The 25,108-nt window shown below is 69.1% G+C and carries 23 protein-coding genes; 16 read left to right on the top strand and 7 right to left on the bottom strand.

Features of this window, described 5'->3' with window-relative positions; all coding sequences use genetic code 11:
• The first annotated feature begins 64 nt into the window (after positions 1–64).
• The gene (locus ACZK4S_RS05630) at positions 65–1,756 is read left to right on the top strand and encodes a DUF3352 domain-containing protein (RefSeq protein ID WP_463643641.1); all 1,692 of its coding nucleotides are present in this window, start codon (positions 65–67) and stop codon (positions 1,754–1,756) included.
• Here the strand turns inward: ACZK4S_RS05630 and purE are convergent.
• Genes purE through ACZK4S_RS05610 form a run of 4 tightly spaced genes read right to left on the bottom strand, consistent with a single transcriptional unit; the run spans position 1,753 to position 4,737 of the window.
• Positions 1,753–2,253 carry a 5-(carboxyamino)imidazole ribonucleotide mutase gene (gene purE / locus ACZK4S_RS05625; RefSeq protein ID WP_076060293.1) on the bottom strand — a complete coding sequence of 167 codons (501 nt, stop codon included), beginning with the start codon at positions 2,251–2,253 and terminating at the stop codon, positions 1,753–1,755. The genes ACZK4S_RS05630 and purE overlap by 4 nt on opposite strands.
• On the bottom strand, positions 2,246–3,406 hold the full coding sequence (locus ACZK4S_RS05620; RefSeq protein WP_463643640.1) for a 5-(carboxyamino)imidazole ribonucleotide synthase: 1,161 nt from the start codon (positions 3,404–3,406) through the stop codon (positions 2,246–2,248). The genes purE and ACZK4S_RS05620 overlap by 8 nt, the downstream gene beginning before the upstream one ends.
• A gap of 9 nt (positions 3,407–3,415) precedes the next feature.
• On the bottom strand, positions 3,416–3,922 hold the full coding sequence (locus ACZK4S_RS05615) for a PH domain-containing protein (protein ID WP_076060288.1): 507 nt from the start codon (positions 3,920–3,922) through the stop codon (positions 3,416–3,418).
• 26 nt (positions 3,923–3,948) lie between these two features.
• A complete protein-coding gene (locus ACZK4S_RS05610) occupies positions 3,949–4,737 on the bottom strand; it encodes a biotin--[acetyl-CoA-carboxylase] ligase (RefSeq protein WP_463643639.1) in 789 nt (262 codons plus the stop codon).
• Between the two features lie 90 nt (positions 4,738–4,827).
• On the opposite strand from ACZK4S_RS05610, the gene ACZK4S_RS05605 reads away from it, so the two are divergent.
• The 8 genes from ACZK4S_RS05605 to ACZK4S_RS05570 all read left to right on the top strand — a co-directional run bounded on the left by ACZK4S_RS05605 (position 4,828) and on the right by ACZK4S_RS05570 (position 13,803).
• Positions 4,828–6,402: an acyl-CoA carboxylase subunit beta gene (locus ACZK4S_RS05605; protein WP_463643638.1), complete on the top strand. Its 1,575-nt coding sequence runs from the start codon at positions 4,828–4,830 to the stop codon at positions 6,400–6,402.
• Positions 6,399–6,608, top strand: coding sequence for an acyl-CoA carboxylase subunit epsilon (locus ACZK4S_RS05600; protein WP_076060286.1), 210 nt, complete (start codon positions 6,399–6,401; stop codon positions 6,606–6,608). Before ACZK4S_RS05605 ends, ACZK4S_RS05600 begins: the two co-directional genes overlap by 4 nt.
• Before the next feature lie 4 nt (positions 6,609–6,612).
• On the top strand, positions 6,613–7,218 hold the full coding sequence (locus tag ACZK4S_RS05595; RefSeq protein WP_076060284.1) for a Maf family protein: 606 nt from the start codon (positions 6,613–6,615) through the stop codon (positions 7,216–7,218).
• Positions 7,219–7,258: 40 nt separating this feature from the next.
• Positions 7,259–7,690 carry a YajG family lipoprotein gene (locus ACZK4S_RS05590; RefSeq protein ID WP_463643637.1) on the top strand — a complete coding sequence of 144 codons (432 nt, stop codon included), beginning with the start codon at positions 7,259–7,261 and terminating at the stop codon, positions 7,688–7,690.
• A 9-nt stretch (positions 7,691–7,699) separates the two neighbouring features.
• A complete protein-coding gene (locus tag ACZK4S_RS05585) occupies positions 7,700–9,112 on the top strand; it encodes a mechanosensitive ion channel family protein (RefSeq protein ID WP_463643636.1) in 1,413 nt (470 codons plus the stop codon).
• A 97-nt stretch (positions 9,113–9,209) separates the two neighbouring features.
• A complete protein-coding gene (locus ACZK4S_RS05580) occupies positions 9,210–10,988 on the top strand; it encodes an ATP-binding protein (protein WP_076060277.1) in 1,779 nt (592 codons plus the stop codon).
• Positions 10,989–11,108: 120 nt separating this feature from the next.
• Positions 11,109–11,990: a hypothetical protein gene (locus ACZK4S_RS05575; protein ID WP_463643635.1), complete on the top strand. Its 882-nt coding sequence runs from the start codon at positions 11,109–11,111 to the stop codon at positions 11,988–11,990.
• Between the two features lie 136 nt (positions 11,991–12,126).
• Positions 12,127–13,803, top strand: coding sequence for an AMP-binding protein (locus ACZK4S_RS05570; protein WP_463643634.1), 1,677 nt, complete (start codon positions 12,127–12,129; stop codon positions 13,801–13,803).
• Positions 13,804–13,921: 118 nt separating this feature from the next.
• On the opposite strand, the gene ACZK4S_RS05565 is transcribed toward ACZK4S_RS05570, so the two are convergent.
• On the bottom strand, positions 13,922–15,325 hold the full coding sequence (locus ACZK4S_RS05565; protein ID WP_463643633.1) for an NAD(P)H-quinone dehydrogenase: 1,404 nt from the start codon (positions 15,323–15,325) through the stop codon (positions 13,922–13,924).
• Positions 15,326–15,383: 58 nt separating this feature from the next.
• Between ACZK4S_RS05565 and ACZK4S_RS05560 the strand changes: the two genes are divergently transcribed.
• A complete protein-coding gene (locus ACZK4S_RS05560; protein ID WP_233120719.1) occupies positions 15,384–16,181 on the top strand; it encodes a purine-nucleoside phosphorylase in 798 nt (265 codons plus the stop codon).
• Positions 16,181–17,845, top strand: coding sequence for a phospho-sugar mutase (locus ACZK4S_RS05555; protein ID WP_463643632.1), 1,665 nt, complete (start codon positions 16,181–16,183; stop codon positions 17,843–17,845). Before ACZK4S_RS05560 ends, ACZK4S_RS05555 begins: the two co-directional genes overlap by 1 nt.
• Here ACZK4S_RS05555 and ACZK4S_RS05550 read toward each other — a convergent pair.
• The gene (locus ACZK4S_RS05550) at positions 17,842–18,483 is read right to left on the bottom strand and encodes a response regulator transcription factor (RefSeq protein WP_076060265.1); all 642 of its coding nucleotides are present in this window, start codon (positions 18,481–18,483) and stop codon (positions 17,842–17,844) included. The genes ACZK4S_RS05555 and ACZK4S_RS05550 overlap by 4 nt on opposite strands.
• A 105-nt stretch (positions 18,484–18,588) precedes the next feature.
• Here ACZK4S_RS05550 and ACZK4S_RS05545 point away from each other — a divergent pair, with 105 nt between their 5' ends.
• Positions 18,589–20,388 (top strand): DUF2207 domain-containing protein, encoded by a 1,800-nt coding sequence (locus tag ACZK4S_RS05545; protein WP_463643631.1) that lies wholly within the window; start codon positions 18,589–18,591, stop codon positions 20,386–20,388.
• 62 nt (positions 20,389–20,450) lie between these two features.
• Here ACZK4S_RS05545 and ACZK4S_RS05540 read toward each other — a convergent pair whose 3' ends face one another.
• Positions 20,451–20,918 (bottom strand): hypothetical protein, encoded by a 468-nt coding sequence (locus tag ACZK4S_RS05540; RefSeq protein ID WP_076060261.1) that lies wholly within the window; start codon positions 20,916–20,918, stop codon positions 20,451–20,453.
• A 169-nt stretch (positions 20,919–21,087) separates the two neighbouring features.
• On the opposite strand from ACZK4S_RS05540, the gene ACZK4S_RS05535 reads away from it, so the two are divergent.
• The 4 genes from ACZK4S_RS05535 to ACZK4S_RS05520 all read left to right on the top strand — a co-directional run bounded on the left by ACZK4S_RS05535 (position 21,088) and on the right by ACZK4S_RS05520 (position 25,101).
• Complete coding sequence (locus ACZK4S_RS05535; protein WP_463643630.1) at positions 21,088–21,678, top strand: uridine kinase family protein; 591 nt, start codon at positions 21,088–21,090, stop codon at positions 21,676–21,678.
• 116 nt (positions 21,679–21,794) lie between these two features.
• A complete protein-coding gene (locus ACZK4S_RS05530) occupies positions 21,795–22,445 on the top strand; it encodes a succinate dehydrogenase/fumarate reductase transmembrane subunit (protein WP_463643831.1) in 651 nt (216 codons plus the stop codon).
• Positions 22,442–24,355 carry a fumarate reductase/succinate dehydrogenase flavoprotein subunit gene (locus ACZK4S_RS05525; protein ID WP_463643629.1) on the top strand — a complete coding sequence of 638 codons (1,914 nt, stop codon included), beginning with the start codon at positions 22,442–22,444 and terminating at the stop codon, positions 24,353–24,355. Before ACZK4S_RS05530 ends, ACZK4S_RS05525 begins: the two co-directional genes overlap by 4 nt.
• The gene (locus ACZK4S_RS05520) at positions 24,352–25,101 is read left to right on the top strand and encodes a succinate dehydrogenase/fumarate reductase iron-sulfur subunit (protein ID WP_463643628.1); all 750 of its coding nucleotides are present in this window, start codon (positions 24,352–24,354) and stop codon (positions 25,099–25,101) included. The genes ACZK4S_RS05525 and ACZK4S_RS05520 overlap by 4 nt, the downstream gene beginning before the upstream one ends.
• Positions 25,102–25,108 lie beyond the last annotated feature (7 nt).

The following is a 25,108-nucleotide window of genomic DNA, read 5'->3' as shown; positions in this document are numbered from 1 at the left end:
GGTCACTGGTCTGCGGTGGACCTATCCTCGAAGCACACCCCTCGACTGCGCGCAGGAGAACACCGTGACCCAGAACCCACCGCCCGGCTGGCAGCAGAACGGCCCACAGCCTCCGCAGCCGCAGTGGGGTCCCGCCCCGCAACAGCCGCCACAGCAGGGTCCGCAGGCTCCGCCCCGGCCTCCGTCCTTCCAGCAGCCCCGCCCGCAGCAGCCGGCGCCGTGGGGCACTCCTCCGCCGCAGCAGGGGCAGTGGGGCACGCCCTCACCACCGCAGGGCCAGTGGGGCACTCCCCCGCAACAGGGCCCGGGCCAGTACCAGCCGTACGCGGCTGCCCCGGTGAAGAAGAAGTCGAAGGCCCCCGCGATCGTCGCCGGAGCCCTCGCACTCGCGTTGGTGATCGGTGGCGTGGCCTTCGGGCTGACGTTCTTCCGGGGCGCCACGCCCGCCGCGGCCAAGGGCCTCCCCTCCACCGTGGTGATGGCCGTCGAGCTGAACCTGGCACCGGCTCCGGCAGACCAGTTGAAGCTCGCGCGCATCATCAACAAGTTCCCGGTGGGCGAGGAGATGTCGGAGACCACAGATTACAAGCGGGCGCTGTGGGATCTCATCCCGGACGATTCCGGGGACAAGCCGGCCTATGAGGAGGTCGAGCCGTGGCTGGGCGACTCCGTCGCCCTCGGGTTCCTGGGCTCGGCACCGGACCGCGCCTCGGGCTTCGGCGACCAGGTCGTGGTGGCCGTCGAGACCACCGACAAGGAGAAGGCCGAGGCGTTCGCTGCGGCTCAGGCCGCCGCCGAGAACGAGTACTTCTTCGTCGACGATGTGCTGGTGATCACCAGCGCGGACCTCGGCCTGGACGCCGCGGCGATCAGCGAGTCGTCGCTGGCGGATGACGAGGACTACAAGGCCGACATGGCCAAGCTCGGCACGGGCAGCCTGGCCACCTTCTGGGCAGGCTCCGAGGCCATGGACATGCTCATCAGCCAGAGCGGGCCCGGCCTCTACCCCATGAGCGACGTCGAGGCCCTCCGCGGCTCCCACGGTGCGGCAGGCCTCAAGGTGGACGATGACCGTGTCATCCTCGACGGGCAGTTCTCGGCGCCCAACTACCCGCAACCGGAACTCGACGACATGCGCGCCTTCGCGAGTGGACTTCCCGGAGACGTGCTCGCCGCCGTGGCGGGCGCCGGCTCCACCGAGGCGTATGAGCAGTCCTGGCGGTCCTTCGAGGCAGCCGGCCTGACCCCGGACCTCGAGTCGCTCGGCATCATGTCAGCCGCAGACCTGCAGGCCCTCCTGGGCCGCCAGATCGGCGTGACCGTCGGCACGGACGCCCAGGGCCAGCCCGTGGTGGGAGCCAAGTTCATCAGCGATGATCCTGCCCGCCAGCTCGAGCTGCTGGACAGCGTCAAGCAGGTCCTGATGCCCGAGGGGAGCTTCGAGGGGCTCACCGCCGAGCAGGACGGCGACACCGTCTACCTCGCGTACGGCCAGGGCATCGACGACATCCGCAGCCCTGCCACCACCCTGGGGGATTCCGCCGGCTTCAAGGACGTGATCCGTCAGGACGCCAGCAGCCTGAGCTTCGTGGACCTCAACGCCGTGAAGAGCATGCCGCTCTACCAGGAGATGGCGGCCAGCGAATACTCTGCCGGCTTCACCCAGTGGCTCGAGCCTGTCAGTGCCCTCGGCATGGCGGTTGAAGCCGCAGACGACGGCGACAGCACCGTCCGGCTCGAGGTGGTGTTCAACTAGGAACCGCTGGCTTCGCGGACGACGGCGCCCTTCGCGTGCGCCGCGTCCCGGAGCTGGTCCTGGAAGTCGAGCATCCGCTCGAGCAGGGCATCGTCACCGACGGTGAGCATCCGCACCGCCAGCAGGCCGGCGTTGCGGGCGTTGCCGATGGCGACGGTGGCGACGGGGACCCCCGCCGGCATCTGCACGATCGAGAGCAGCGAATCCATGCCGTCGAGGTACTTCAGGGCAACCGGTACGCCGATCACCGGCAGCGGCGTCAGCGACGCGAGCATGCCCGGCAGATGCGCCGCCCCGCCCGCGCCGGCGATGATCACCTTGATGCCGCGCTCGTGCGCCTCGCGGCCGAAGCGCACCATGTCCTCCGGCATCCGGTGGGCGGACACGACATCCGCCTCGTAGGCGACGCCGAACTCGGCCAGCGCGTCGGCCGCGGCCGACATCGTGGGCCAGTCCGAATCAGATCCCATCACGATCGAGACGAGCGGCTCAGGCATCGGGGTCTCCCATCAGGTAGTGAGCGGCGTGCCGGGCGCGACGACGCACGTCGTCGAGCGAGGCGCCGAAGCAGGTGACGTGCCCCACCTTACGGCCGGGCATGACCTCCTTGCCGTAGAGGTGCACGCGCACCTCGCGGTCACGGGCGAACACGTGCTGCAGCGCTCCGGTGAGGTCATCCTCGGCGCCGCCGAGCACGTTGGTCATCACGACGACGTCTGAGCGCATGGCGGGTGAGCCGAGCGGCAGGTCGAGGGCGGCGCGGATGTGGTTCTCGAACTGGCTCGTGAGCGCCCCGTCGATGGTCCAGTGCCCGGTGTTGTGCGGCCGCATCGCCAGCTCGTTGACGACGATGCGGCCGTCGCGGGCCTCCATGAGTTCGACGGCGAGGACGCCCACGACGCCGAGTTCGGTGGCGATGCGCACGGCCATCTGCTGGAGCCCCGCCGCGACCTCGTCGCTCATGCCGGGCGCGGGGGTGACGGTCTCGACGCAGATGCCCTGTTCCTGCAGTGTCTCGCTGATGGGATAGGCCACCACCTGTCCGGATGGGGAGCGCACGACGATGGCGGACAGCTCCCTGGCGAAGTCGATGAACTCCTCCGCCACGATCCTGACCCGCTCCCCCGCGGACGTCTCGGGCAGGTTCGCGAACGGTTCGCCGGCATCTTCGGGTCCGTCCAGCTTCCAGACGCCCTTGCCGTCGTAGCCGCCGCGGGAGGCCTTGGCGATCACCGGCCAGCCCTGGCTGTCGCCGAACGCGATGAGGCCCTGCGGCGAGTCTGCGACGGCGAACGCGGGGCAGGCGATCCCCAGCTCCGCCATCTTCTCGCGCATCTCCGCCTTGTCCTGCGCGAACCGCAGCGCGGCGGAGCCGGGCCGCACGGCGACGTGCTCGGCCAGGACGTCGAGGTGTCTGGTGGGCACGTGCTCGTGGTCGAAGGTCAGCACGTCCGCGCCGTCGACGAACTCCAGGAGGGTGTCGAGGCTGCGGTAGTCGCCGACGGTGTGGGCGGGTACCACCTGGGCCGCGGAAACGGCCGGCCCCTCGGCGAGCAGCCGCACGTCGATCCCCAGCGGAATGGCCGCCTGCTGCATCATGCGGGCCAGCTGCCCGCCTCCGGCGATGGCCAGTGAGTAGCGTCGAGTCACCCGCGAAGACTACTCGTCGGAGGTGTCCGGCGCCCCATGCATGTCGTAGAGCAGGTCGTTGATGGTCACGTGGACGCGCTCCACGTGCGGCACGTCAGGCAGTGCCAGGGGCTGCCCGGCGGCCGTCTCCAGGATGAGCGTGCCGCAGCCGAGCATGCGGTCTGTCAGCGAGCGCTCGTAGTTGACGTTGTTGATGCGGCGTAGCGGCAGGTCATGTCCGGTCTTGTTGATGATGCCGCGCCGCGTGACGATGCGGCGGTCCGTGATGGTGTACGTGGAGGTGAGCCAGCGCAGGAACGGCAGGACGACCGCACCGACCACGACGACCAGGAACAACGCGATCACCGCGTAGGTGCCCCAGGGTTCCCAGTCCGGCGGGAGGAGTGCGATGGCGAAGCCGAGGAGGGAGCCCATCACGATCAGCACCAACGCCGGAACGATCAGCACTTTGCCGTGCGTGCGCATGGAGGCGACGATGTGCTCGTCGCGGCCCAGTTGGTCTCTCTTGATCGCCATGGCCACAGTCTGGCATGCGCCGCCGACTATCCGAGGCGGGCGTGGATGACGTCGCCCACCGCGAACGTCTGGAGGCCCGACGAGGTGGCCACCTGGAGCCTGCCGAAGACGTCGACCCCCCTTCCGGTCCCCTCCACGGTGCGCTGGCCGTCGACCACCACCTTCAACTGCGAGCCGATGGACGAGCAGCGCGACTCGTATTCCTCCCGCAGCGAGCCGCGCAACTGCCAGGCGGTGTAGTAGCGGGCGAAGTGGTTCAGGACACCCGCTACGACGCGGCTCTGGTCTGTGGGGATGCCTTCAAGGCTCAGCGACGTGGCGTTGGGCACCGGCAGTTGCTCCTCGGTGAGCGTCACGTTGATGCCGAGGCCGACGACGGCGCGTGCCCCGTCGGGCTGCTCGACGCGTTCCGACAGGATGCCGCAGACCTTCCGGCCCCCGATGAGCACGTCGTTGGGCCACTTGAGTGTGACGCGGGAGGGGTCCGGCGCGAGTTCGGCCAGCGCCGACGACACCGCCATGCCCGCCAGCAGCGAGAGCCAGCCCCAGTGCTGGAACTCCGGCCTGGGCTTGAGGAGCACGGAGAGCGAGATGGACGAGCCGTGCGGTGAGACCCACTGCCTGTCGAGCCGCCCCCTCCCCGCCCTCTGTTCCATGGAGATGAGCGCGGCGCCTTCAGCCTCGCCGCTGTGCGCGCGCTTCGAGAGGTCGGCGTTCGTGGAGCCGGTGCTGTCGACCACCTCGACGCGGGTGAACGGGGTACCCGGTTCGAGGAGGCTGCGGATGGATTCGGCGTCAGGCAGTTCGGCGGTCACGAACTCATCGTAGGCTCGGTGTCAGCGCCTGCCCGTTCCAAAGTTGAGCAAGGGAATTGAGCGAAGTTCAATCCCGCTATGGTGAAGGCCATGGAGATCGACATCCACACCACCGCCGGTAGGATTGCCAATCTCGGAGTGCGCATCGATGAGGCCGTGCACGCCGGGTCCGCCGCAGCCGTGGAAAAGCAGCATGCCAAGGGCAAGATGACTGCCCGCGAACGGGTCATGGCCCTCCTCGATGAGGGTTCCTTCGCGGAATTCGACCAGTTCTCTCGCCACCGTACTAGCGCATTCGGTATGGATGCCCGCCGCCCCTTCGGCGACGGCGTCATCACCGGAACCGGGTCCATCCATGGCCGCCCGGTGTGCATCTTCAGCCAGGACGTCACCATCTTCGGTGGCGCGCTCGGCCAGGTGTACGGCGAAAAGATTGTCAAGATCCAGGACTTCGCCATGAAGACCGGGGTGCCACTCATCGGGATCAACGAGGGCGGTGGCGCACGCATCCAGGAGGGTGTCGTCTCGCTGGCGCTCTACGGGGAGATCTTCAAGCGCAACACCGTCGCCTCCGGGGTGATCCCCCAGATCTCGCTGATCATGGGCGCCGCCGCCGGTGGCCACGTCTACGGCCCGGCGCTGACGGATTTCGTCGTGATGGTGGACCAGACGTCGCAGATGTTCATCACCGGCCCAGAGGTCATCAAGACCGTCACCGGCGAGGACGTCTCGATGGAGGAGTTGGGCGGCGGACGCACGCACAACACGAAGTCGGGCAACGCCCACTACCTGGCCGCCGACGAGAACGACGCCATCGAGTACGTGCGTGACCTCATCAGCTACCTCCCCCAGAACAACCTGGAGGATCCGCCGGTCTGGGACGACGACGAGGTCGACCTGACCATCACGGACCACGACCGCGAGCTCGACCTGCTCATCCCGGACGCCGCGAACCAGCCCTACGACATGCGCGAGGTGATCCGCAACGTCCTAGACGACGAGGAGTTCCTCGAGGTCATGCCGCTGTTCGCGGGGTCGATCATCGTCGGCTTCGGCCGGATCGAGGGCCGCTCGATCGGCATCGTCGCGAACCAGCCGACGGTGTTCGCCGGCTGCCTCGACATCGACTCCGCCGAGAAGGCCGCCCGGTTCGTGCGCACCTGCGACGCGTTCAACATCCCGGTGCTGACCTTCGTCGACGTGCCCGGCTTCCTGCCGGGCGTCGGCCAGGAACACAACGGCATCATCCGCCGCGGCGCGAAGCTCATCTACGCCTACGCCGAGGCAACCGTCCCGTTGCTGACCGTCATCACCCGCAAGGCCTACGGCGGCGCGTACGTCGTCATGGGCTCCAAGCACCTGGGTGCCGACATCAACCTGGCGTGGCCGACGGCGCAGATCGCGGTGATGGGCGCCCAGGGCGCCGTCAACATCCTCTACCGCAAGCAACTCACCAACTCGGAGAACCCCGAGGAGGAGCGCGCGCGGCTGATCCAGGAGTACGACGACGAGCTGACCAACCCGTATGTCGCGGCGGACCGCGGCTACGTCGACCAGGTGATCTACCCGCACGAGACCAGGGCCCAGGTCATCAGGGCGCTGCGCCTGCTGCGTTCCAAGCGCGAGGTGTTGCCGCCGAAGAAGCATGGGAACATCCCGCTGTGACCGGCTCGCTCGAATTCGGTAAGGCCACTCTCACCGAGGAGGAGATGGCCGCGGTCACCGCCGTGCTCGTGGCCTCCGCCCGGCGTGAGCCGTTGCGCTCGGCGGAGGACCGGCCGCTGGCCGGCGGCTGGAAGTCCTACTACCGCACCGTCCGCGGCCCGTTGATCACGGGCCGCGAGGCGTGGCGTACGTTCAACCGCATGTGATCAGATGCGGGTGATTCTGGCTTCGAAGTCGCCGGCGCGACTGCAGGTCCTGCGCAACGCGGGCCTGGATCCCGAGGTGGTGGTGTCCGGTTTCGACGAGAGTCAGATCGTTGATCCGGTCCCCACCCGCCTGGCGGCCAGGCTCGCGGAGGCCAAGGGCAGCACCGTCGTCCCGCAGCTCGTGGGCGACTTCGTGCTCTTCGCGTGTGACACGGTCCTCGAGTTCGAGGGCCGGGCGCACGGCAAGCCCGGTACGGAGGAGGCTGCCATCGACCGATGGCAGCGGATGCGCGGGCATGAGGGCCTGTTGCACACGGGCCACCACATCGTCGTGCACCAGGGTGAGCGGTATTCGGAGCAGACGCGGGTCGGCTCCACCATGGTGCGCTTCGCGGACCTGTCCGATGAGGAGATCCGGGCCTACGCGGCCACCGGGGAGCCCCAGCGGGTGGCCGGGGCCTTCACGATCGACGGCCTGGGCGGTGCCTTCGTGACGTCCATCGAGGGCGACCCGTTCAACGTCACCGGCATCTCGCTGCCGCTGGTCCGGCAGATGGTGATCGACTCCGGCGTGCCGTGGCACTCGCTGTGGGTGGACCAGCGTTCCTAGGACGCGGTCCAGGGTTGGGGCGTGGCCTAGGATCGTCCCCGTGCAACGGATCGGAATCGCCCTGGTGGCAGCGCTCGCCCTGGTGGGATGCTCCTCCGCACCGGAACCCACCCCTTCCGCCCCGGAGTCGTCACCACTCGTGAGCGACGCGCCGGAGGGTGGCGTCCTGCTCAGCTCGCTGGGCTACGTCAACGCGCCGGAGATGTTCTCCGTCCCGCTCCACGCGTCGATCACGGACCGCATCGATTCCTACAACAACGTCACCGCGGTGTTCTCCTCCCCCTCCGGGCAGGACATCGCCGCGTACCTCCGCGAGAACCTCGCGGGCATGGGCTTCACGATCACGGCGGACAAGAACCAGTCGATGCTCTTCACCAACGGCCACTGGCAGGGGGCCTTCACCACGTCGGATTCCTTCGCCGCCCTCTCGCTGCGCACGGATCGCGAGACCCCGGAGGAGTCCGGCGACTAGGCTCTCACCATGACTCCCGACACGCTCGACCTGCTGACGGTGCTGCTCTGGGCAGGGCTCGGACTCCTCGCAGGTTTCATCGTGTCGCTCATCCTGACGGCCCTGCTGAGGCTCATCGTCAAACGCCGCACCCGCAAGTTCGTCATCCGGCGCATGAGGCTGCCGCAACGGATCTTCTTCATCCTGCTCGGCGCTGGGCTCGCTGTGGCGTTCGTCACCCGCCCGCGCGCACTGCAGGCCGCGCCCGAGTGGCGGCCGATCTTCCTCCAGGTGTTCCTCATCCTGATGATCTTCGCCGCCGCCTTCCTGCTCACCGGTGTGATCAGGGCCATCGGGGAGACGCTCCTCAGCCGTGAGGACGACGCCGAGGAGACGCCCCACTTCCGCCGGGTCCGCACCCAGTTGCAGATCGTCATGCGGGTGGGCCTGGCGGTGATCTGGATCTGTGCCCTGGCCGGCGCGCTCCTGACGTTCCCGCAGTTCCGGGCGATCGGCGCGTCATTGATGGCTTCGGCGGGCGTGCTGTCGATCGTCGCGGGCCTCGCCGCGCAGTCGTCGCTGGCCAACATCTTCGCGGGCATGCAGATCGCGTTCTCGGACGCGCTGCGCGTCGGCGACCTCGTGGTCTTCGACGAGCAGATGGGTTCCGTCGAGGAGATCACGCTGACCTACGTGGTCGTCCGGGCGTGGGACGACCGCCGCTGGATCGTGCCCAGCACCTACTTCACCAGCAAGCCGTTCGAGAACTGGACGCGACGCGAGCCCAAGCTGCTCGGCACCGTCGAGTTCGACCTCGACTGGTTGGCGCCGGTGGAGGCCATGCGGGTCGAACTGACCCGCATCGTGCGTTCCAGCGAACTGTGGGACGGCCGCACGGCCTCCATGCAGGTGACCGACGCCACGGGCGGCCATGTCAGGATCCGCGCCGTGGTCTCCGCGGCAACGTCTGGCCAACTGTGGGATCTGCGCTGCCTGGTGCGGGAGGACCTCATCGCCTGGGTGCAGCACCAGGCCGTGTACGCCCTGCCCCGCACCCGCCTGGAGCCCGACACGACGACGGCCCCGCCCGTTGAGGAACGCGAGGATTTCGTGGACCGGGTCGTCACCGAGTGGGAGGCGGAGCAGGCCCTGGAGGAGACCGACGTGATGCCGGCGGTCACCGGCAGTCTCGAGGACACGGAGGAGGACCCGGCCCTGCCGAAGTGGCTCCATTCGTGGCTGTCGCATCGCCGCAAGCCCTCCGAGATCCGGAGCAAGGAGGAGTCCCCTCTGGAGACCACACTGTCGTCGCGCAGCCCCGAGGCCCGCCTCTACTCCGGCTCCCCCGACGCGGAGGAACGCGACCGCAAGATGTCTGGCCCAAGCGCCGCCGACATGGCCGAACGGGAGCAGACGGCGGAGCGCCGCGACACCCCCTCGTGACCGCACATCCGCGCTGAATCCACAAGGTTATGGACAATCCAACCGCGCGAAGCGCCGCCCACTAGACTCCGAGGCACAAACGAATGCAGGAGGAGAAGTGGGCAACGACGCCGTCTCGAAGGTTCTGATTGCAAACCGCGGAGAAATCGCTGTACGAGTCATTCGTGCCGCGCGGGATGCTGGAATCGGTTCCGTAGCCGTCTACGCAGATTCCGACGCAGAATCACTGTTCGTCAAGCTGGCCGACGAGGCGTACGCCCTCAACGGCGCGACCCCTGCGGACACCTACCTCAACATCCCCAAGCTGCTCGGGATCGCCGAGCGCGCGGGCGCCAACGCCATCCACCCCGGATACGGCTTCCTCGCCGAGAACGCCCAGTTCGCCCAGGCCGTCATCGACGCCGGCCTGATCTGGATCGGGCCCCCGCCGGCCGCCATCGAGTCGCTGGGCGACAAGGTCAGGGCACGGCACATCGCCCAGAAGGTGGGCGCTCCCCAGGTTCCGGGCACGGCGGATCCCGTCGCCGACGCAGGCGAAGTGGTCGCGTTCGCCGAGGAGTTCGGCCTCCCTGTGGCCATCAAGGCGGCCTTCGGCGGCGGCGGACGCGGCCTGAAGGTGGCGCGCACCCTTGAGGAGATCCCGGACCTGTTCGAGTCCGCCACCCGCGAAGCCGTCACCGCCTTCGGACGCGGCGAGTGCTTCGTCGAGCGGTACCTCGACAAGCCGCGTCACGTGGAGACCCAGTGCCTGGCGGACACCCACGGCAACGTCGTGGTGGTCTCCACCCGAGACTGCTCGCTGCAGCGCCGCCACCAGAAGCTCGTCGAGGAGGCCCCCGCACCGTTCCTCACCGAGGAACAGGTCACGCTGCTCTACGAATCCTCCAAGGCCATCCTCAAGGAGGCCGGTTACGTCGGCGCCGGCACCTGCGAATTCCTCGTGGGTACAGACGGCACCATCTCGTTCCTCGAGGTCAATACCCGCCTCCAGGTGGAGCACCCCGTCTCCGAGGAGGTCACCGGCATCGACCTGGTGCGCGAGATGTTCCGCATCGCCGCCGGCGAGGAACTGGGCTACGGCGACCCCCAGGTGCGCGGCCACTCCATCGAGTTCCGCATCAACGCTGAAGACGCCGGCCGCAACTTCATGCCCGCCCCCGGCACGCTGGTGAAGTGGCATGCGCCGTCGGGCCCGGGCGTCCGCGTCGACGAGGGGTACCACGTCGGCATGACCGTCCCGGGTGCGTTCGACTCCCTCGTGGCCAAGCTCATCGTCACCGGCGCGGACCGGAAGCAGGCCATCGCCCGCTCCCGCCGCGCCCTGGCCGAACTGCAGATCGAGGGCATGCCCACCGTCGTGCCGTTCCACCAGGTGGTGCTGGCAGATCCCGCCTACACCGCGGCGGACGGGCACTTCAGAGTGCACACCCGCTGGATCGAGACGGATTTCGCCACCGAGATCCCGCCCTACACCGGCCTCCTCGGCGAAGAGGATGACCACGAAGAGCCGGAGGTCATCACGGTCGAGGTCAACGGCAAGCGCGTCGAGGTCAAGCTACCCGGCGGCTTCGGCGGCGGCAGGCCCGCGGCCGGCAAGGCCATGAAGAAGCCCACGAAGCGCGACCGGGGTGGCTCGAAGGTCGCGGCAGCCAGCGGCAACGCCATGACGTCGCCCATGCAGGGCACCATCGTCAAGGTGGCCGTCGAGGAGGGCCAGCAGGTGGCCGAGGGCGACACCGTCGCCGTGATCGAAGCCATGAAGATGGAACAGCCGCTCAAGGCCCACCGCGACGGCGTGGTGGTGGACCTGAAGGTCGAGGCCGGTCAGGCCGTGACGGCCGGCCAGGTCCTCTGCGAGATCGTCGAGCCCGAGTGACGGGGGTACCCCACTGAGCTGTCTCACCGGTGCCGGTGGCGTTGACCGCCACCGGCACCGCCGTCGTTCCACTCCTTGGAGGCCGCGCCTATTCTGGAGAGACTGACGACTGGAGGACGCGTGTTCGGCAGCATTTTCACGATCATGTTCATCATGGTGGCGGTGTCCATCGTGCTCGGCATCGGCCGCTCGGTGCGAGGCAGCGGATACGACCAGCTCGATCAGCAGCAGCAGCCCCGGCAACCGCAGCTCGGTTGGGGCCAGCCGCAACAGTTCTTCCGGCCGCCCATGGGCTACGGGCCGCCCACGCGTTACGGGCAGCAGCAGCAGGGCTACGCTCAGCACTTCGGCTTCGGGCAGCAGTTGGGCTACGGCCAGGGTTACGACCCCTCGGCGGCCCAGCCCCTCTCCCCCGCCTCGCGGGACGCAGTCAACGCCGACATCACCACGTTCGGTGAGCAGCTCCGAGACCTCGACCTCGACGTGGTGGGCCGCACCCTCGACGCGGACGCTCAAGCTGATTACGGCAAGGCCCTCGACTCCTACGACGGCGCCAAGCAGCAGCTCGAGTACGCCCGCAGTAACGCCGACGTGAAGCGCATCACGGAGATCCTCGACGAGGGTCGCTACGCGATCGCCTGTGTGAAGGCACGCGCCAACGGCGCACCGGTCCCGGAGCACCGCCCGCCCTGCTTCTTCGACCCGGCGCACGGCACCTCCGTCGCCAACGTCCAGTGGGCGCCGCCCGGCGGAGCGATGCGTGAGGTCCCCGCGTGCGCCGCCGACGCCCAGCGCGTCCGCACCGGCAACGACCCCTCCATCCGCATGGTGCACGCGGGCCCGCAGCTGATGCCGGTGCCCTACTGGGAAGACCCACGCCACGCCGCCTGGGCGCAGGGCTACTACGGCCGTTACGGGTCAGATCCCGTGATCCGCCAGATCACGACGGGGGCCATGATGATCGGCGGCTTCTCACTGTTGATGGGTCTGCTCGACGACTGACAGGGGCCCGGCAATTGTGGGAGTCCCACAAGTGCGGCCAGCCCTTTACTGACGGAGTCACCAGAGTCGAGGGACAACGCCCGGAGTAATCTCGGAACCAACCTACGCAACCGTAGGTAACGTCCCGAGGAGCCCCATGTCCGACGCCACCGCCAAGATCCGCGCCGCCCGCGATCTCCTCCTCCAGCTTGTGGGGCAGGGTGACGAGGCCCGCGCCCGGTTCGAGTGGCCGGACATCACCGGTAACTTCAACTGGGCCATCGACTGGTTCGACGCCATCGGGCGCGACCGCGATGACCTTGCGCTCTGGATCCGCGACGAGGACGGAGCGGACGAGCGCTACACGTACGCCGAACTGGTTGAGCGCTCGGACCGGCTGGCCGGCTGGCTGCAGACGACGGCCGGCGTGCGCAAGGGCGACGCCGTCATGCTGATGCTCGCCAATCAGGTGGAGTTGTGGGACGCCATGCTCGCTGTGATGAAGATCGGCGGCATCATCCTGCCCACTGCGCAGGCGTTGCAGGACTTCGACGTGGTGGACCGCATCGAGCGCGCCGATGTCCGCGCCGTCATCGCCAACCCCGTCGACGAGGACAAGTTCGACCTCATCGACGGCGCCACCCTCATCACCACGGGGCAGGCCCACGGCCGGTGGCTCAGCATGGCGGAGTCTGCGGACTCCCCCGCCACGCCATGCGAGGTGGTCACCGACGTCAACGACCCGGTGCTCTACTACTTCACCTCCGGCACCACGAAAGACCCCAAGCTCGTGGCCCACACCCAGCTGAGCTACCCCGTCGGCCACCTGTCGACGATGTACTTCATCGGCGTGCGACCCGGCGATGTGCACCTCAACGTCTCCTCTCCCGGCTGGGGCAAGCACGCCTGGTCGAGTTTCTTCTCCCCGTGGTTGGCCGAGGCGACGGTGTTCTCCTACAACTACGGGCGCTTCGATGCCGCGAAGATGCTGAAGGAACTGGAGGACGCGAAGGTCACCACGTTCTGTGCCCCGCCCACCGTGTGGCGGATGATGATCCAGGCGGACCTGGGGTCGAAGCCGTCGGCCCTGCGCGACATCGTCGGCGCGGGCGAACCGCTGAACCCCGAAGTGATTTCGACGGTCGAACGCGCCTGGGGCCTCACGATCCGCGACGGCTACGGCCAGACCGAGACGACCTGCACCATCGGCAACGCGCCGGGCGAGAAGGTCAAGCCTGGGGCCATGGGCAAGATCCTGCCGGGCGTGGGCATCCAGATCGTCGATCCGGACACCGGCGAGGTGGCGAGCCAGGGCGAGATCACGCTGCCGCTCGACCCGTGGCCGTACAACCAGATGTCGGGCTACCTCGGCGGTGCGCCAACTGCGCAGGAGGACGGCCGCTACCACTCGGGCGACTTGGTGACGGTCGACGACGAGGGCTACCTGACGTACGTCGGGCGCACCGACGACGTGTTCAAGGCGTCGGATTACAAGATCTCGCCGTTCGAACTGGAATCGGTGCTGATCGAGCACCCCGCCGTCGTCGAGGCCGCGATCGTGCCGGCGCCGGATCCCATCCGCGCCGCCGTGCCGAAGGCGTATGTGTCGCTGGCGGCCGGCTTCGAGCCGTCCCGCGAGACTGCGTTGTCCATCCTGCAGCACGCGAAGGAACGCCTTGCCCCGTACCTGCGGATCCGGCGGCTGGAGTTCTCGACGCTCCCCAAGACCCTCAGCGGCAAGGTGCGCAGGGTGGTGCTCCGGGCCCGCGAGCACGACACCGCGGTCCGCATCGAGGACTTCCGCTACGAGGAGTTCCCCGAGCTGCGCGGCTGACGGGCACCACTGCGTGCTGCTGGGTTTGTACCCGTCCATGGCACCACACCCAGCACTGAGACGCAGCTGGCCGTTGAGGGCTAGACCAGAGCGAACCGCAGCCGGGGGCCTGCTGCGACTACTGCGTCATCAGGGGGTCGTCGCGGTTGTGCAGACGACGGGCCGCCTCCGCGATGGAGCCGGACATCGACGGGTAGACGGTGAAGGCGTGGCTGAACTCGTCGACGGTGATCTTCTGCGCGACGGCCAGCGAGACGGCGTGAATCAACTCCGAGGCCCGGGGTGCCACCACGACGCCACCGATGATGATGCCGGTGGTCGGCAGGCAGAACAGCTTCACGAACCCGTCGGTGAAACCCATCATCTTCGAGCGGGCGTTGGGGGCCAACGGCAGCAGGACGGAGGCGACGCGGACCTCACCGGCGTCCACCGCCTTCTGGGTCACCCCCACCGTCGCGATCTCCGGGGTGGTGAACACGTTCGACGACACCGTGCGCATGTCCAACGGCGCCACGGCGTCGCCCAGCGAGTGCCACATGGCGATGCGGCCCTGCATGGCCGCCACCGATGCCAGGGCGAACACCCCGGTCACGTCGCCGGCGGCGTAGATGTTGCGGTGTGAGGTGCGCGAGACGCGGTCCACGGGGATGTGTCCCCACTTGCCCAGTTCGACGCCCACCTCCTCGAGGCCCAGACCGGCCGAGTTCGGGATGGCGCCCACTGCCATCAGGCAGTGCGAACCCTCCACCTCGCGGCCGTCCTCCAGCGTCACGACGACGCCGTCACCCTGCCGCCGGGCGGCGACCGCACGGCTCTCCGACAGGATCTGCATGCCGCGGCGCTCGAACGCGCGTTGCAGCACGGCGGCGGCGTCCTGGTCCTCGCCGGGGAGCACCTGTTTGCGGGACGACACCAGGACAACCTCGCAGCCCAGGCCGTCGTAGGCGGAGGCGAACTCCGCGCCGGTCACACCGGAGCCGACGACGATCAGCCGCTCCGGGACCTCCGTGAGGTTGTAGACCTGCTTCCAGTTCAGGATGCGCTCGCCGTCGCACCTGGCCTCGGGCAGTTCACGCGGCGTGGTGCCCGTGGCCACCAGCACGATGTCGGCCTCGAAGCTCTCTTCGCCGGCCTCGGTGGTGGCGACGACGCGGTTCGCGCCGTCCAGGCGTGCCTGGCCGGTCACCAGTTGCACGCCGTCGCGACGCAGCTTGGCCGCGATGTCGTCGGACTGGGCCTGGGCGAGTGCCAGGACCCGCTCGTTGACCTCGGCCAGGTCCACCTTGACCACTTCGCGGAGGTTCCCGGCCTGGATGTGCAGCCCGAGTTGGTTCGCGTTCTTGATGCGGACCATCACCTCTGCCGTGGCGATGAGCGTCTTCGACGGCACACAGTCACTCAGCACCGCGGCTCCGCCGAGCCCGTCGCGTTCGATCAGGGTGACCTCACCGCCCAGCTGATTTCCGACGAGAGCGGCCTCATAGCCGCCGGGTCCACCACCGATGATCACAACCTTGGTCACGGCCCCCATCCTTCCATAGCCGCGCCGCACGTGAGGCGGCTCACTTATGCTGATGGGCGTGAGTGAAGCATTTGAGCTGGCCGCCGAGGCCGCAACGTATCTACGTGACCGTCTGGGCGAACAGGCGATCGACATCGCCCTCGTGCTGGGTTCCGGCTGGGCGTCCGGGGCTGATTCCCTCGGCGAACCCGTGGGCGAACTCGAACTGGGCGACGTGCCCGGCTTCAGCAGGCCCGTGGTCAGCGGCCACGGCGGCAAACTGCTCCTCGTCCGCACCGCGGGTGGCAAGCTGGCCGCGATCTTCACCGGCCGCACGCACTACTACGAAGGGCGCGGCGTCGCGCCCGTCGCCCACGGCGTGCGCACCGCTGCGGCCTGGGGCGCCACCACCATGGTGCTGACCAACGGCTGCGGCGGCCTCAACCCGGACTGGGCGCCCGGCACCGTCGTCCTGATCAAGGACCACATCAACCTGACCGGCGACACCCCGCTCGAGGGCGCCAACTTCGTCGACCTCTCCGAGGCCTATTCCACGCGTCTGCGCGCCGTGGCCCAGGAAGCCGCCGGCAGCCTGCCGGAGGGCGTGTACGTCCAGTTCCGCGGGCCGCAGTACGAAACGCCGGCGGAGGTCCGCATGGCCGGCATCCTCGGCGGCGACCTCGTCGGCATGTCCACCACGCTGGAGACCATCGCCGCCCGCGAGGCAGGCCTCGAGGTCCTTGGCCTGTCGCTCGTCACCAACGCCGCCGCCGGGCTCAGCGACAGCAACCTCGACCATGCCGAGGTGCTCCAGGCCGGGCGCGATGCGGGCCCGCGGCTCGCGGCGCTGCTGTCTGCCATCGTGGGGAGGCTGTGATGCAGGACCTGCTGAACGCTGCCATCCGCTGGCGCGACATGGACCCGGATCCGGAGACCCGTGAACAGCTCGACCACCTCGTTGTCCAGGCCCAGGCCAACGACCCGACGTTCCGCGAGGCCGCTGAGAGGGAACTGAAGCTGGCCTTCGCCGGCCCGCTCGAGTTCGGCACCGCGGGTCTGCGAGGAGCGCTCGGGCCCGGCCCCGCACGGATGAACCGCTCGGTCGTCACCCAGGCCGCCGCAGGCTTCGCCGCGTGGCTCAAGGCCCAGGGGCACGACGGTGGCAAGGTCATCGTCGGCTATGACGCGCGCCACAAGTCGACGGACTTCGCCGAGGACACCGCCCGCGTCATGGCCGGCGCCGGCTTCGAGGTGCTGTGGGTCACCGAACCGACGCCCACCCCGGTGATCGCCTTCGGCATCCAGCATTTCGGCTGCGTCGCCGGCGTCGTGGTGACCGCCAGCCACAACCCCCCGCAGGACAACGGCTACAAGGTGTACCTGGGCGACGGTTCCCAGATCGTGCCGCCCACGGACGCGGAGATCGCGGCCGAGATCGCCAAGGTCGCCTCCCGCGACTGGACGGACCTCCCCCGCGGAACTGAGCGCACCGACATCACCGCCGAACTGCGCCGGGCCTACGTCTCCCGCGCGGTCACGCTGTACCCCGCCGACGCCCCGCGCGACGTCGTCTGGGTGCACACCGCCATGCACGGGGTGGGCACCGCCACCGTCCGCGCCGTGGCCGAGGCGGTCGGCCTCCCGGCCGCCAATGAGGTCGGCGAGCAGTCGCAGCCAGACCCGAACTTCCCCACCGTCGCGTTCCCCAACCCCGAGGAGAAGGGCGCCATCGACCTGGCGGTCGCCCTGGCGGCCGACAAGGGTGCCGACGTCGTGATCGCCAACGACCCCGACGCGGACCGCTGCGCCGTGGCCGCCGTCGTGGACGGACAGTGGCGCATGCTGACCGGCGATGAACTGGGCTCGCTCCTCGGTGACGACGCCATCCGTCGCGGCGTCCCCGGTCGGTTCGCGAACTCCGTGGTGAGTTCCACCGAGCTCGGCCGCATGGCGCGCGCCGCCGGCAGGCCGCACGTCACGACGCTCACCGGCTTCAAGTGGATCGGCCGGGTGGCAGACCTGGCGTTCGGCTACGAAGAGGCCATCGGCTACTGCTGCGATTCCCGTGCGGTGCCGGACAAGGACGGCATCACCGCGGCCCTGTCCGTGCTGCGGATCGTCGCCGGGCTCAAGGCGGAAGGCCGCACGCTGGCGGACCGGCTCGCCGAGATCTCCCGGACGCACGGGCTCACGGCCACGTCGCAACTGTCGGTGCGGGTGGCGGACCTGTCCCTCATCGCCGACGCCATGGCGCGGCTCCGCGCGAACCCGCCGGCCGAGTTGCTGGGCGAGCCCGTCGTCGTGGCAGACCTCGCCGAGGGCTCCGAGACGCTACCGCCCACGGACGCCGTCGAGCTGACCGGGGAATCCGTGCACGTGGTGGCCAGGCCCTCCGGCACCGAGCCGAAGCTCAAGTGCTACCTGGAGGTGCGCCTGGGCGTCGACGAATCCCAGGACGTGCCCGCCGCGCGAGTCCATGCGGCCGAGAAGCTCGTCACGCTGAGGCGTGAGATGGCGGCCGCTCTGGGCGTGGAGGCCTAGAGTTCCCTGCGCTGGCGGCGTGGGAGCATCCCGTTCTCCACGCCCCAGAGCACGGCCTGGCTACGGCGTTCGACGCCCATCTTGCGGTAGGCGGAGCGGATGTAGCTCTTGACGGAGTTGATGCTGAGGTAGCTGGCCTTGGCGATCTCATCGTTGGTGATGCCCTGGGTGATCATGGCGATCACCTCGGCCTCACGCGCGGAGAGGCCGTGACGACGGCCCGGCCAGTCGCCGGATTCGATCTCGTGCGGCACCGGTTTGGGCTCGACCACCCGCTCACCACCGTGGACGCGCACCAGCGCGTCACACAACGTGTTGCCGTCGGCCACCTTGGACACGTAGCCGTGGACGCCGATCTCGAGCGCCTTCGCCACCTGCTCCGGCCTGATGTTCCAGGTGTAGACGACCACTCGGCCGTACTTCGGGTTGGCCAGCAATTGCCGGATGTCGTCTTCGAGATGCAACTGGCCGAACGCATCGAACAGGACGATGTCGACGGCCTGCCGCGGGTGGGTCATGGTGTCCAGCTCGACGAGCTGCAGGCGGGTGTCATGCGCCAACAACTGCGCCACGCCTTCCACGACTACGGGGTAGTCGTTGACGATCGCCACCGTGATGCGCGCCGGGGTTTCATTCACACCTGAACCGTACCCTCTCCACGCGTAATCAGCCGGGTTCGCGGATCGGGAGGTATCCCTCCAGGTGCCCGGCCCACGCTCCCCCGGCCTGGGTACTCTGGAACCATGCTCAAGCTGCGCGCCGCTTTCACGGCCCTTCTGCTCGTCCTGTTCACCGCCTGGGCCGTGGTACCCGCCGCCGCGGACGACTCGGCGCCGATCACGCGCTACTACGTCGACGTCAACCTCACCGAGGACGGGATCGCCCAGGTGGAGGTCGACTTCACGATGGACTTCGCGGCGTTCAACGGGCGGGGGCCCTACTTCCTGTTCCCCACCCAGCAGGAGGGCGACGGCAAGCGCTACATCTTCGAGTACGACAACATCAGCGTCTCCTCCCCCACCGGTGCCCGCACCGACGTGCAGCGTGAGAGCAGCTCCGACGGTTTCCGGCTGCGCATCGGCAACGCCAACGTGGTCAACACCACGCCCCAGGACTACGTCGTCTCCTACGACGTGAAGGGCCTCATCGCCTCTGACCATCCCGAGTCTGGCCTCGACGAGTTCAACTGGGACGTCATCGGCCCCGCGTGGGAGTCGCGGTTCAGCGACGTGCGGGTCACCGTAACGGGCCCCGCGGGCGTGGAGAAGACGGCCTGTTTCTACGGCCCCTACGACAACCAGACCCCGTGTGAGACGTCCTACAGCGGCAACAGCGCCACGTTCGCCGTCCCCGCCGTCAACCCGAAGACCCCGGTGCAGGTGGTCGCAGGGTTCCCCGCCGGCACCTTCGGCGGCGCCACGCAGACCATCGAGGAGATCGTCAGCCCCTTCGAGCTGACCCCCGCCACCGGCGCGGTCACCGGTGCCGGCCTCATCGCGGCCATCGCAGGGCTGCTGATCGTGCGCCGCAGGCACACCCGCGACGAGGTCTTCCTGGGCCTGACCCCTGGCCTCACGCCCACAGCGGGCGAGCAGGGACGCGTCGGCACCAAGGCGGGCAAGACCCCCGTGACCGTCCAGTTCCACCCGCCGAAGGGCGCCACCCCCGGCGAGATCGGCACCCTGATCGACGCGACGGCCGACAACGTCGACGTGTCCGCGACCATCATCGACCTGGCCGTGCGCGGTTTCCTGCAAATCGAATCCGACGGGCGCAAGGACTTCACCCTCTACGCCACCAACCCGCCGACGGGCGAGACCCTGTTGCCCTATGAGCGCAAGCTGCTCGGCGACATCTTCAAGGGCCAGGCAGTGCGTCGCTCCCGCGAACTGAGCAAGGCGAAGTTCCAGAACGTGCTGCCCGACGCGCGGCAGGGCCTGTACAACGCCGTCGTCCAGAAGGGTTGGTTCAAGAGCAATCCCCAGGTGGCGCAGATGGTGCCCATCGGCATGGGTGTGCTCCTCCTGCTGGTGGCCGTCGGGATCGGGTTCGTCTTCGGCGCCTTCGGTTGGGGCCTGCTCGCCATCCCCGTGGCGCTGTTCGGCATCGGCCTGATCCTGCTGTCCGGCGGCTTCCGCAAGCGCACGGCCACCGGCTCGGCCTACCTGGCGCAGGCCAAGGGCTTCGAGCTCTACCTGCGCACCGCCGAGAAGGAGACCCTCCGCTTCGAGGAGGGCGAGGACATCTTCTCCAAGTACCTCCCCTACGCCATCGTGTTCGGCGTGGCCGACCGCTGGTCGAAGCTGTTCGCGCAGCTCGGCGCCGAAGGCATCTACCAGGCCGACACCTCGTGGTACATCGGAGCAGACCTCATGCACGGCTACTACTTCGCCAGCGCGATGAACAACCTCACCAGCTCGTTCAACAGCGTCATGAACGAGGCCCGGATGGACGGCATGAGCCAGGCCACGGGCGGCTCGTCCGGCTTCTCCGGCTTCAGCGGCGGGGGCGGCTTCGGCGGCGGTGGCGGCGGAAGCTGGTAAACCTCAGCCAAGCGCAACGAGGGGCGACTCCGGTGGAGTCGCCCCTCGTAAGTTGAGTGGGATCAGTGGCGATGGTCGTCGCGCCGGTGGTCGTCGGTGACGCCGCGGTGGTCGTCCGTGTCACGCAACTCGTGCGCATCGTGGCGGATCGAACCGTCGTCGCGACGGTCCGGATCGAGCTTCTCAGCCTCGCGGGTGCGCCTGTCGATGTCCTCCTGGCTCTCGGCGAGGCTCTCGCGGCGCTGGCTGGCTTCCCGCTCGATCCGCTCGGCCTCGATGCGGGCCTTCTCGGCGTTGACGCGGGCCTGCTCCGCCTCGAGTTCCTGCTTACGCACGCCCAGCTCCTGCTCGCGGAGGGCCACCCGGTCGCGGTCCGTGTCCCGCCGCAGTTCCTCCGCATGGCGCCGATCCTCGACGAGCTGCTCCGTCCTGCGCTTGCCCGCGGCGCGGACGATGAGCACGATCACAACGATGACAATGATGATGGCGGCGATGATCACCGCGATCAGGGTGGGCGACAGGTCGTTCATGTTGCGTCCCTTCCGGTCTCGCGCTGCTGGCGCAGCGGGATATCCGTCCAGCACACCAGAGGCGCCCCACCTCCGCCACACCCCTTGGTGTCGGGTGCCCACGTCGGCCGGGCCCGAGCACGGTGGCCGATGCTGATCGACGCGGGTCTTTGCCCTACGATTCTGTCCCATGGTTCGAACGCTGGTGCTGATCGCGGGTCCCTCCGGCAGCGGAAAATCGCGGATCACCAGCCTGGCAGCCGACGGTGAGCACGTCGTCGCGCTGTCCCTCGACGACTTCTACCGCGACCTTGGCCATCCGGGCCTCCCCATGACGCCCATGGGCATCCCGGACTGGGACGATGTCGCCTGCTGGGACATGGAACTGGCCGTAGACACGCTGCGCACCCTCCTGCGGGACGGGCGGGCGGAGTTGCCTGTCTACGACATCTCCCTGTCCCGACGGGTCGGGACCCGCACCGTCGACCTGGGCACCGCGCAGATCGTGCTGGCCGAGGGCATCTTCGCCATCCAGGCGCTGGCCGCCGCCCGCGCCGAAGGTCTGACGGTGGAGGCCCTGTGGCTGGACAGGCGACGGGCGGCCAACTTCCTGCGCCGCCTGGCCCGCGACCTCAAGGAACACCGGAAACCACCGGCGGTGTTGCTCCACCGAGGGTGGGCCCTGTACCGCTCCGAACCGGCGCTGCGGCGCGCGGCGCTGAGTGCCGGCTTCCGAGGAATGTCGATGCGCAGGGCCCTCGCCTCCGTGAAGCGCCGGTGACTCACCCCGGCCGCTGAGCCCCAAGGGAGCTGGGCTACGGTCGAGGCATGACCGCCGTTCTGCAACGACCGGCCGCGACGAGGCACCGGCCCAGCACCTTCGCACTGAAGCAGGTGATGGCCGTCACCGGCGTGGTCTTCGTGGGTTTCGTGTTCATCCACATGGTCGGCAACCTCAAGGTCTACGGAGGTCGGGCATCCCTGGACGGTTACGCGACGTGGCTGCGTGAGGTGGGCTATCCCCTCATCCCGAAGAAGGGCGTGCTCTGGGCCCTGCGCCTGACCCTCGCCGTGAGCCTGGTCGCCCACGTGTGGGCTGCGCTGGCCCTGTGGCTACGGGGGCGTGCCGCGCGCGGCGCACACCGCCGTCGCTCCATGCCCCGCGCCACCGCCTGGGGCGCCCGCACCATGCTGCCCGGCGGGGTGGTCATCCTCGTGTTCGTGGTGGTGCACCTACTGGACCTCACCATTGGCGCCCTGGTCGCCCCCAGCTCCTACGCCCACGCCGCCCCCGACGGGGTGATCCCCGCCTACGCGAACCTGGTGGCGAGCTTCTCCCGGCCGTGGATGGCGGCCTTCTACACCTTCACCATGGTGGTCATCGGCGCGCACATCTGGCACGGTTGGCGCGCGCTGCTGCAGGACTGGGGCGTGACCGGGCGGCGGTTCCGCGCAGTCTGGGCCGCCGGCGGGGCGGTGCTGGCGTTGGCCGTCGTAGCCGGGAACGCCGCCATTCCCGTGCTGGTCCTGGCCGGGGTGATCGCATGATGCTCGACGCGCACGTGCCGGCCGGTAACCCCGCCACCGCGTGGGCGCGACGCACCTCGGAATACCGCCTCGTCAGCCCCGCGAACCGGCGAAAGATGACCGTGGTCGTGGTAGGCACCGGCCTGGCCGGGGCCGGCGCAGCGGCGGCGTTGGGAGAGTTGGGTTACCACGTCGAGTGCTTCACGTTCCACGATGCGCCACGGCGGGCCCACAGCGTCGCGGCCCAGGGCGGCATCAACGCGGCCCGGGCCCGGAAGGTCGACGGCGACTCCCTGGCACGGTTCATCAGCGACACCGTCAAGGGCGGCGACTTCCGCGGGCGCGAGGCCGACGTCGTGCGGCTGGCCACCGAGTCGGTCCGCGTCATCGACCATCTCCAGGCCATCGGTGCCCCCTTCGCCCGCGAGTACGGCGGGCAGTTGGCGACGCGCTCGTTCGGCGGCGTGCAGGTGTCGCGGACCTACTACACGCGCGGCCAGACGGGCCAGCAGTTGCAGGTCGCCGCCGCGCAGGCGCTGCTCCGGCAGGTGTCGCGCGGCACTGTGCGGCTGCACACGCGCACCGAGATGCTGGACCTCGTCGTCGCTGAGGGCCGCGCCCAGGGCATCGTGACCCGTGACCTGGTCACCGGCGCGGTCAGCTTCACACCCGGTCACGCCGTCGTGCTGGCCACCGGTGGCTACGGCTCCGTCTACTTCCATTCCACGTTGGCGATGAACTCCAACGCGACGGCCACCTGGCGGGCCCACCGGCGCGGGGCCCTGTTCGCCAGCCCGTCGTTCGTGCAGTTCCACCCCACAGCCCTGCCGGTGAGTTCGCACTGGCAGTCCAAGACGACGCTGATGAGCGAGTCGCTCCGCAACGACGGCCGCATCTGGGTGCCCGTGCGGCCGGGAGATGACCGACCGGCGGGAGACATCCCCGAGGCGGAGCGCGACTACTACCTGGAGCGCCGCTACCCCGCCTTCGGCAACCTCACGCCTCGCGACATCGCCTCACGCGCCGCCAGGGACGAGATCGAGACAGGCCGGGGCGTCGGGCCGTTGCGGAACTCGGTGTACCTCGACTTCCGTGACGCGATCGCACGGCTGGGACGGCCCGCGATCGCCGAGCGGTACGGCAACCTGTTCGAGATGTACCACGACGCCACGGGCGAGGATCCGTACGCCGTTCCGATGCGGATCGCGCCGGGCGCGCACTTCACCATGGGCGGTCTGTGGAGCGACTACGACCAGATGACGACGGTGCCCGGCCTGTTCGTCGGCGGCGAGGCGGGCAGCAACTACCACGGCGCCAACCGGCTGGGCGCGAACTCGCTGCTGAGCGCCTGCGTCGACGGCTGGTTCACGCTGCCACTGTCGGTGCCGAACCACCTGGCGCCGCTCGTCGGCACTCCCCTCCTCGAAGCGGGCTCGGCTGAGGCCGCCGAGTCGCTGGCCTGGGTGCAGGACCGCACCCGGAGGCTGGTGGACAACGACGGCGTGGCCCGCCCCGCCGCCTTCCACCGCCGCCTCGGCGAGATCCTGTACCGCGGCTGCGGCGTGTCACGCAGCGAGCAGGGCCTGCGGGGGGCGCTCGACGAGGTGCGGGCGCTGCGCGAAGAGTTCTGGCGCGACGTGCGGGTCGCCGGGCCGGCCGACCGGCTGAACCAGGAGTTGGAGCGCGCCGCGAGAGTCGCCGATTTCCTTGAATTGGCGGAGCTGATGGTCCTCGACGCCCTGGACCGCACCGAATCCTGCGGGGCTCATTTCCGCGAGGAGTTCGCGACGGCCGACGGCGAGGCTGCCCGCGACGACGGGCGCTGGTGCAACGTCTCCGCCTGGGAGACCACACCGGAGGGCAGGCACACCCGGCACTTGGAGGAGCTCAGCTTCGACCTGGTGCCCCTGGCGGTGAGGAACTACCGATGAGAGTCGAGATAGAGGTCTGGCGACAGGATTCGCCCGCGGCCGAGGGTCGTTTCGAGACGCATGTCGTCGACGATGCGACGCCGGAGATGAGCCTGCTCGAGTTGTTGGACAGGCTCAACGACCAACTGGCGGACTCGGGCGTGGAGCCGATCCAGTTCGAATCCGACTGCCGGGAGGGGGTCTGCGGTGCGTGCGGTGTGACGGTCAACGACCGCCCCCACGGCCCGGTGCCGAAGACGCCGTCCTGTCGACAGCACCTGCGCGCCTTCGGGGGCATCTCGACGTTGCGCATCGAGCCGTTGCGCTCGGCTGCGTTCCCCGTCGTGCGGGATCTGGTGGTGGGCCGTTCGTCGCTGGACCGGCTGATCGAGGCCGGGGGGCACGTCGACGTCATGGCCGGCACCGCGCCGGACGCCGACGACCTGCTCGTCGGCCACGGCGACGCCGAACTGGCCCTGGACTTCGCGGCGTGCATCGGCTGCGGCGCGTGCGTCGCCGCCTGCCCCAACGGCGCCGCCCACCTGTTCGCCGGCGCCAAGCTCGCCCATCTCGCGTTGATCCCGCACGGGAAGTTGGAGCGCGGCAAGCGCGCCCGGGCCGTGGGAGAGGCGCTGGACGCCCAGTTCGGCCCGTGCTCCAGCTTCGGCGAATGCGTCGAGGTGTGCCCGGCCGGGATCCCGCTCACGGCGGTGGCGGCCGTCCACCGGGAGCAGCTCCGCGCCGCCTTCCGCGGGCGCGACAGCTGACGACCGA

This window comes from Tessaracoccus zhenghani (assembly GCF_055326325.1).
This window is presented reverse-complemented; position numbering and strand designations above follow the sequence as displayed.

Coding starts and splice junctions, on each gene's coding strand:
- purE (WP_076060293.1), bottom strand. CDS start 2,253: ATGCCTGAGCCGCTCGTCTCGATCGTGATGGGATCTGATTCGGACTGG.
- ACZK4S_RS05615 (WP_076060288.1), bottom strand. CDS start 3,922: ATGGCGATCAAGAGAGACCAACTGGGCCGCGACGAGCACATCGTCGCC.
- ACZK4S_RS05605 (WP_463643638.1), top strand. CDS start 4,828: ATGGAGATCGACATCCACACCACCGCCGGTAGGATTGCCAATCTCGGA.
- ACZK4S_RS05595 (WP_076060284.1), top strand. CDS start 6,613: ATGCGGGTGATTCTGGCTTCGAAGTCGCCGGCGCGACTGCAGGTCCTG.
- ACZK4S_RS05585 (WP_463643636.1), top strand. CDS start 7,700: ATGACTCCCGACACGCTCGACCTGCTGACGGTGCTGCTCTGGGCAGGG.
- ACZK4S_RS05570 (WP_463643634.1), top strand. CDS start 12,127: ATGTCCGACGCCACCGCCAAGATCCGCGCCGCCCGCGATCTCCTCCTC.
- ACZK4S_RS05555 (WP_463643632.1), top strand. CDS start 16,181: ATGCAGGACCTGCTGAACGCTGCCATCCGCTGGCGCGACATGGACCCG.
- ACZK4S_RS05545 (WP_463643631.1), top strand. CDS start 18,589: ATGCTCAAGCTGCGCGCCGCTTTCACGGCCCTTCTGCTCGTCCTGTTC.
- ACZK4S_RS05540 (WP_076060261.1), bottom strand. CDS start 20,918: ATGAACGACCTGTCGCCCACCCTGATCGCGGTGATCATCGCCGCCATC.
- ACZK4S_RS05535 (WP_463643630.1), top strand. CDS start 21,088: ATGGTTCGAACGCTGGTGCTGATCGCGGGTCCCTCCGGCAGCGGAAAA.
- ACZK4S_RS05530 (WP_463643831.1), top strand. CDS start 21,795: ATGGCCGTCACCGGCGTGGTCTTCGTGGGTTTCGTGTTCATCCACATG.
- ACZK4S_RS05525 (WP_463643629.1), top strand. CDS start 22,442: ATGATGCTCGACGCGCACGTGCCGGCCGGTAACCCCGCCACCGCGTGG.
- ACZK4S_RS05520 (WP_463643628.1), top strand. CDS start 24,352: ATGAGAGTCGAGATAGAGGTCTGGCGACAGGATTCGCCCGCGGCCGAG.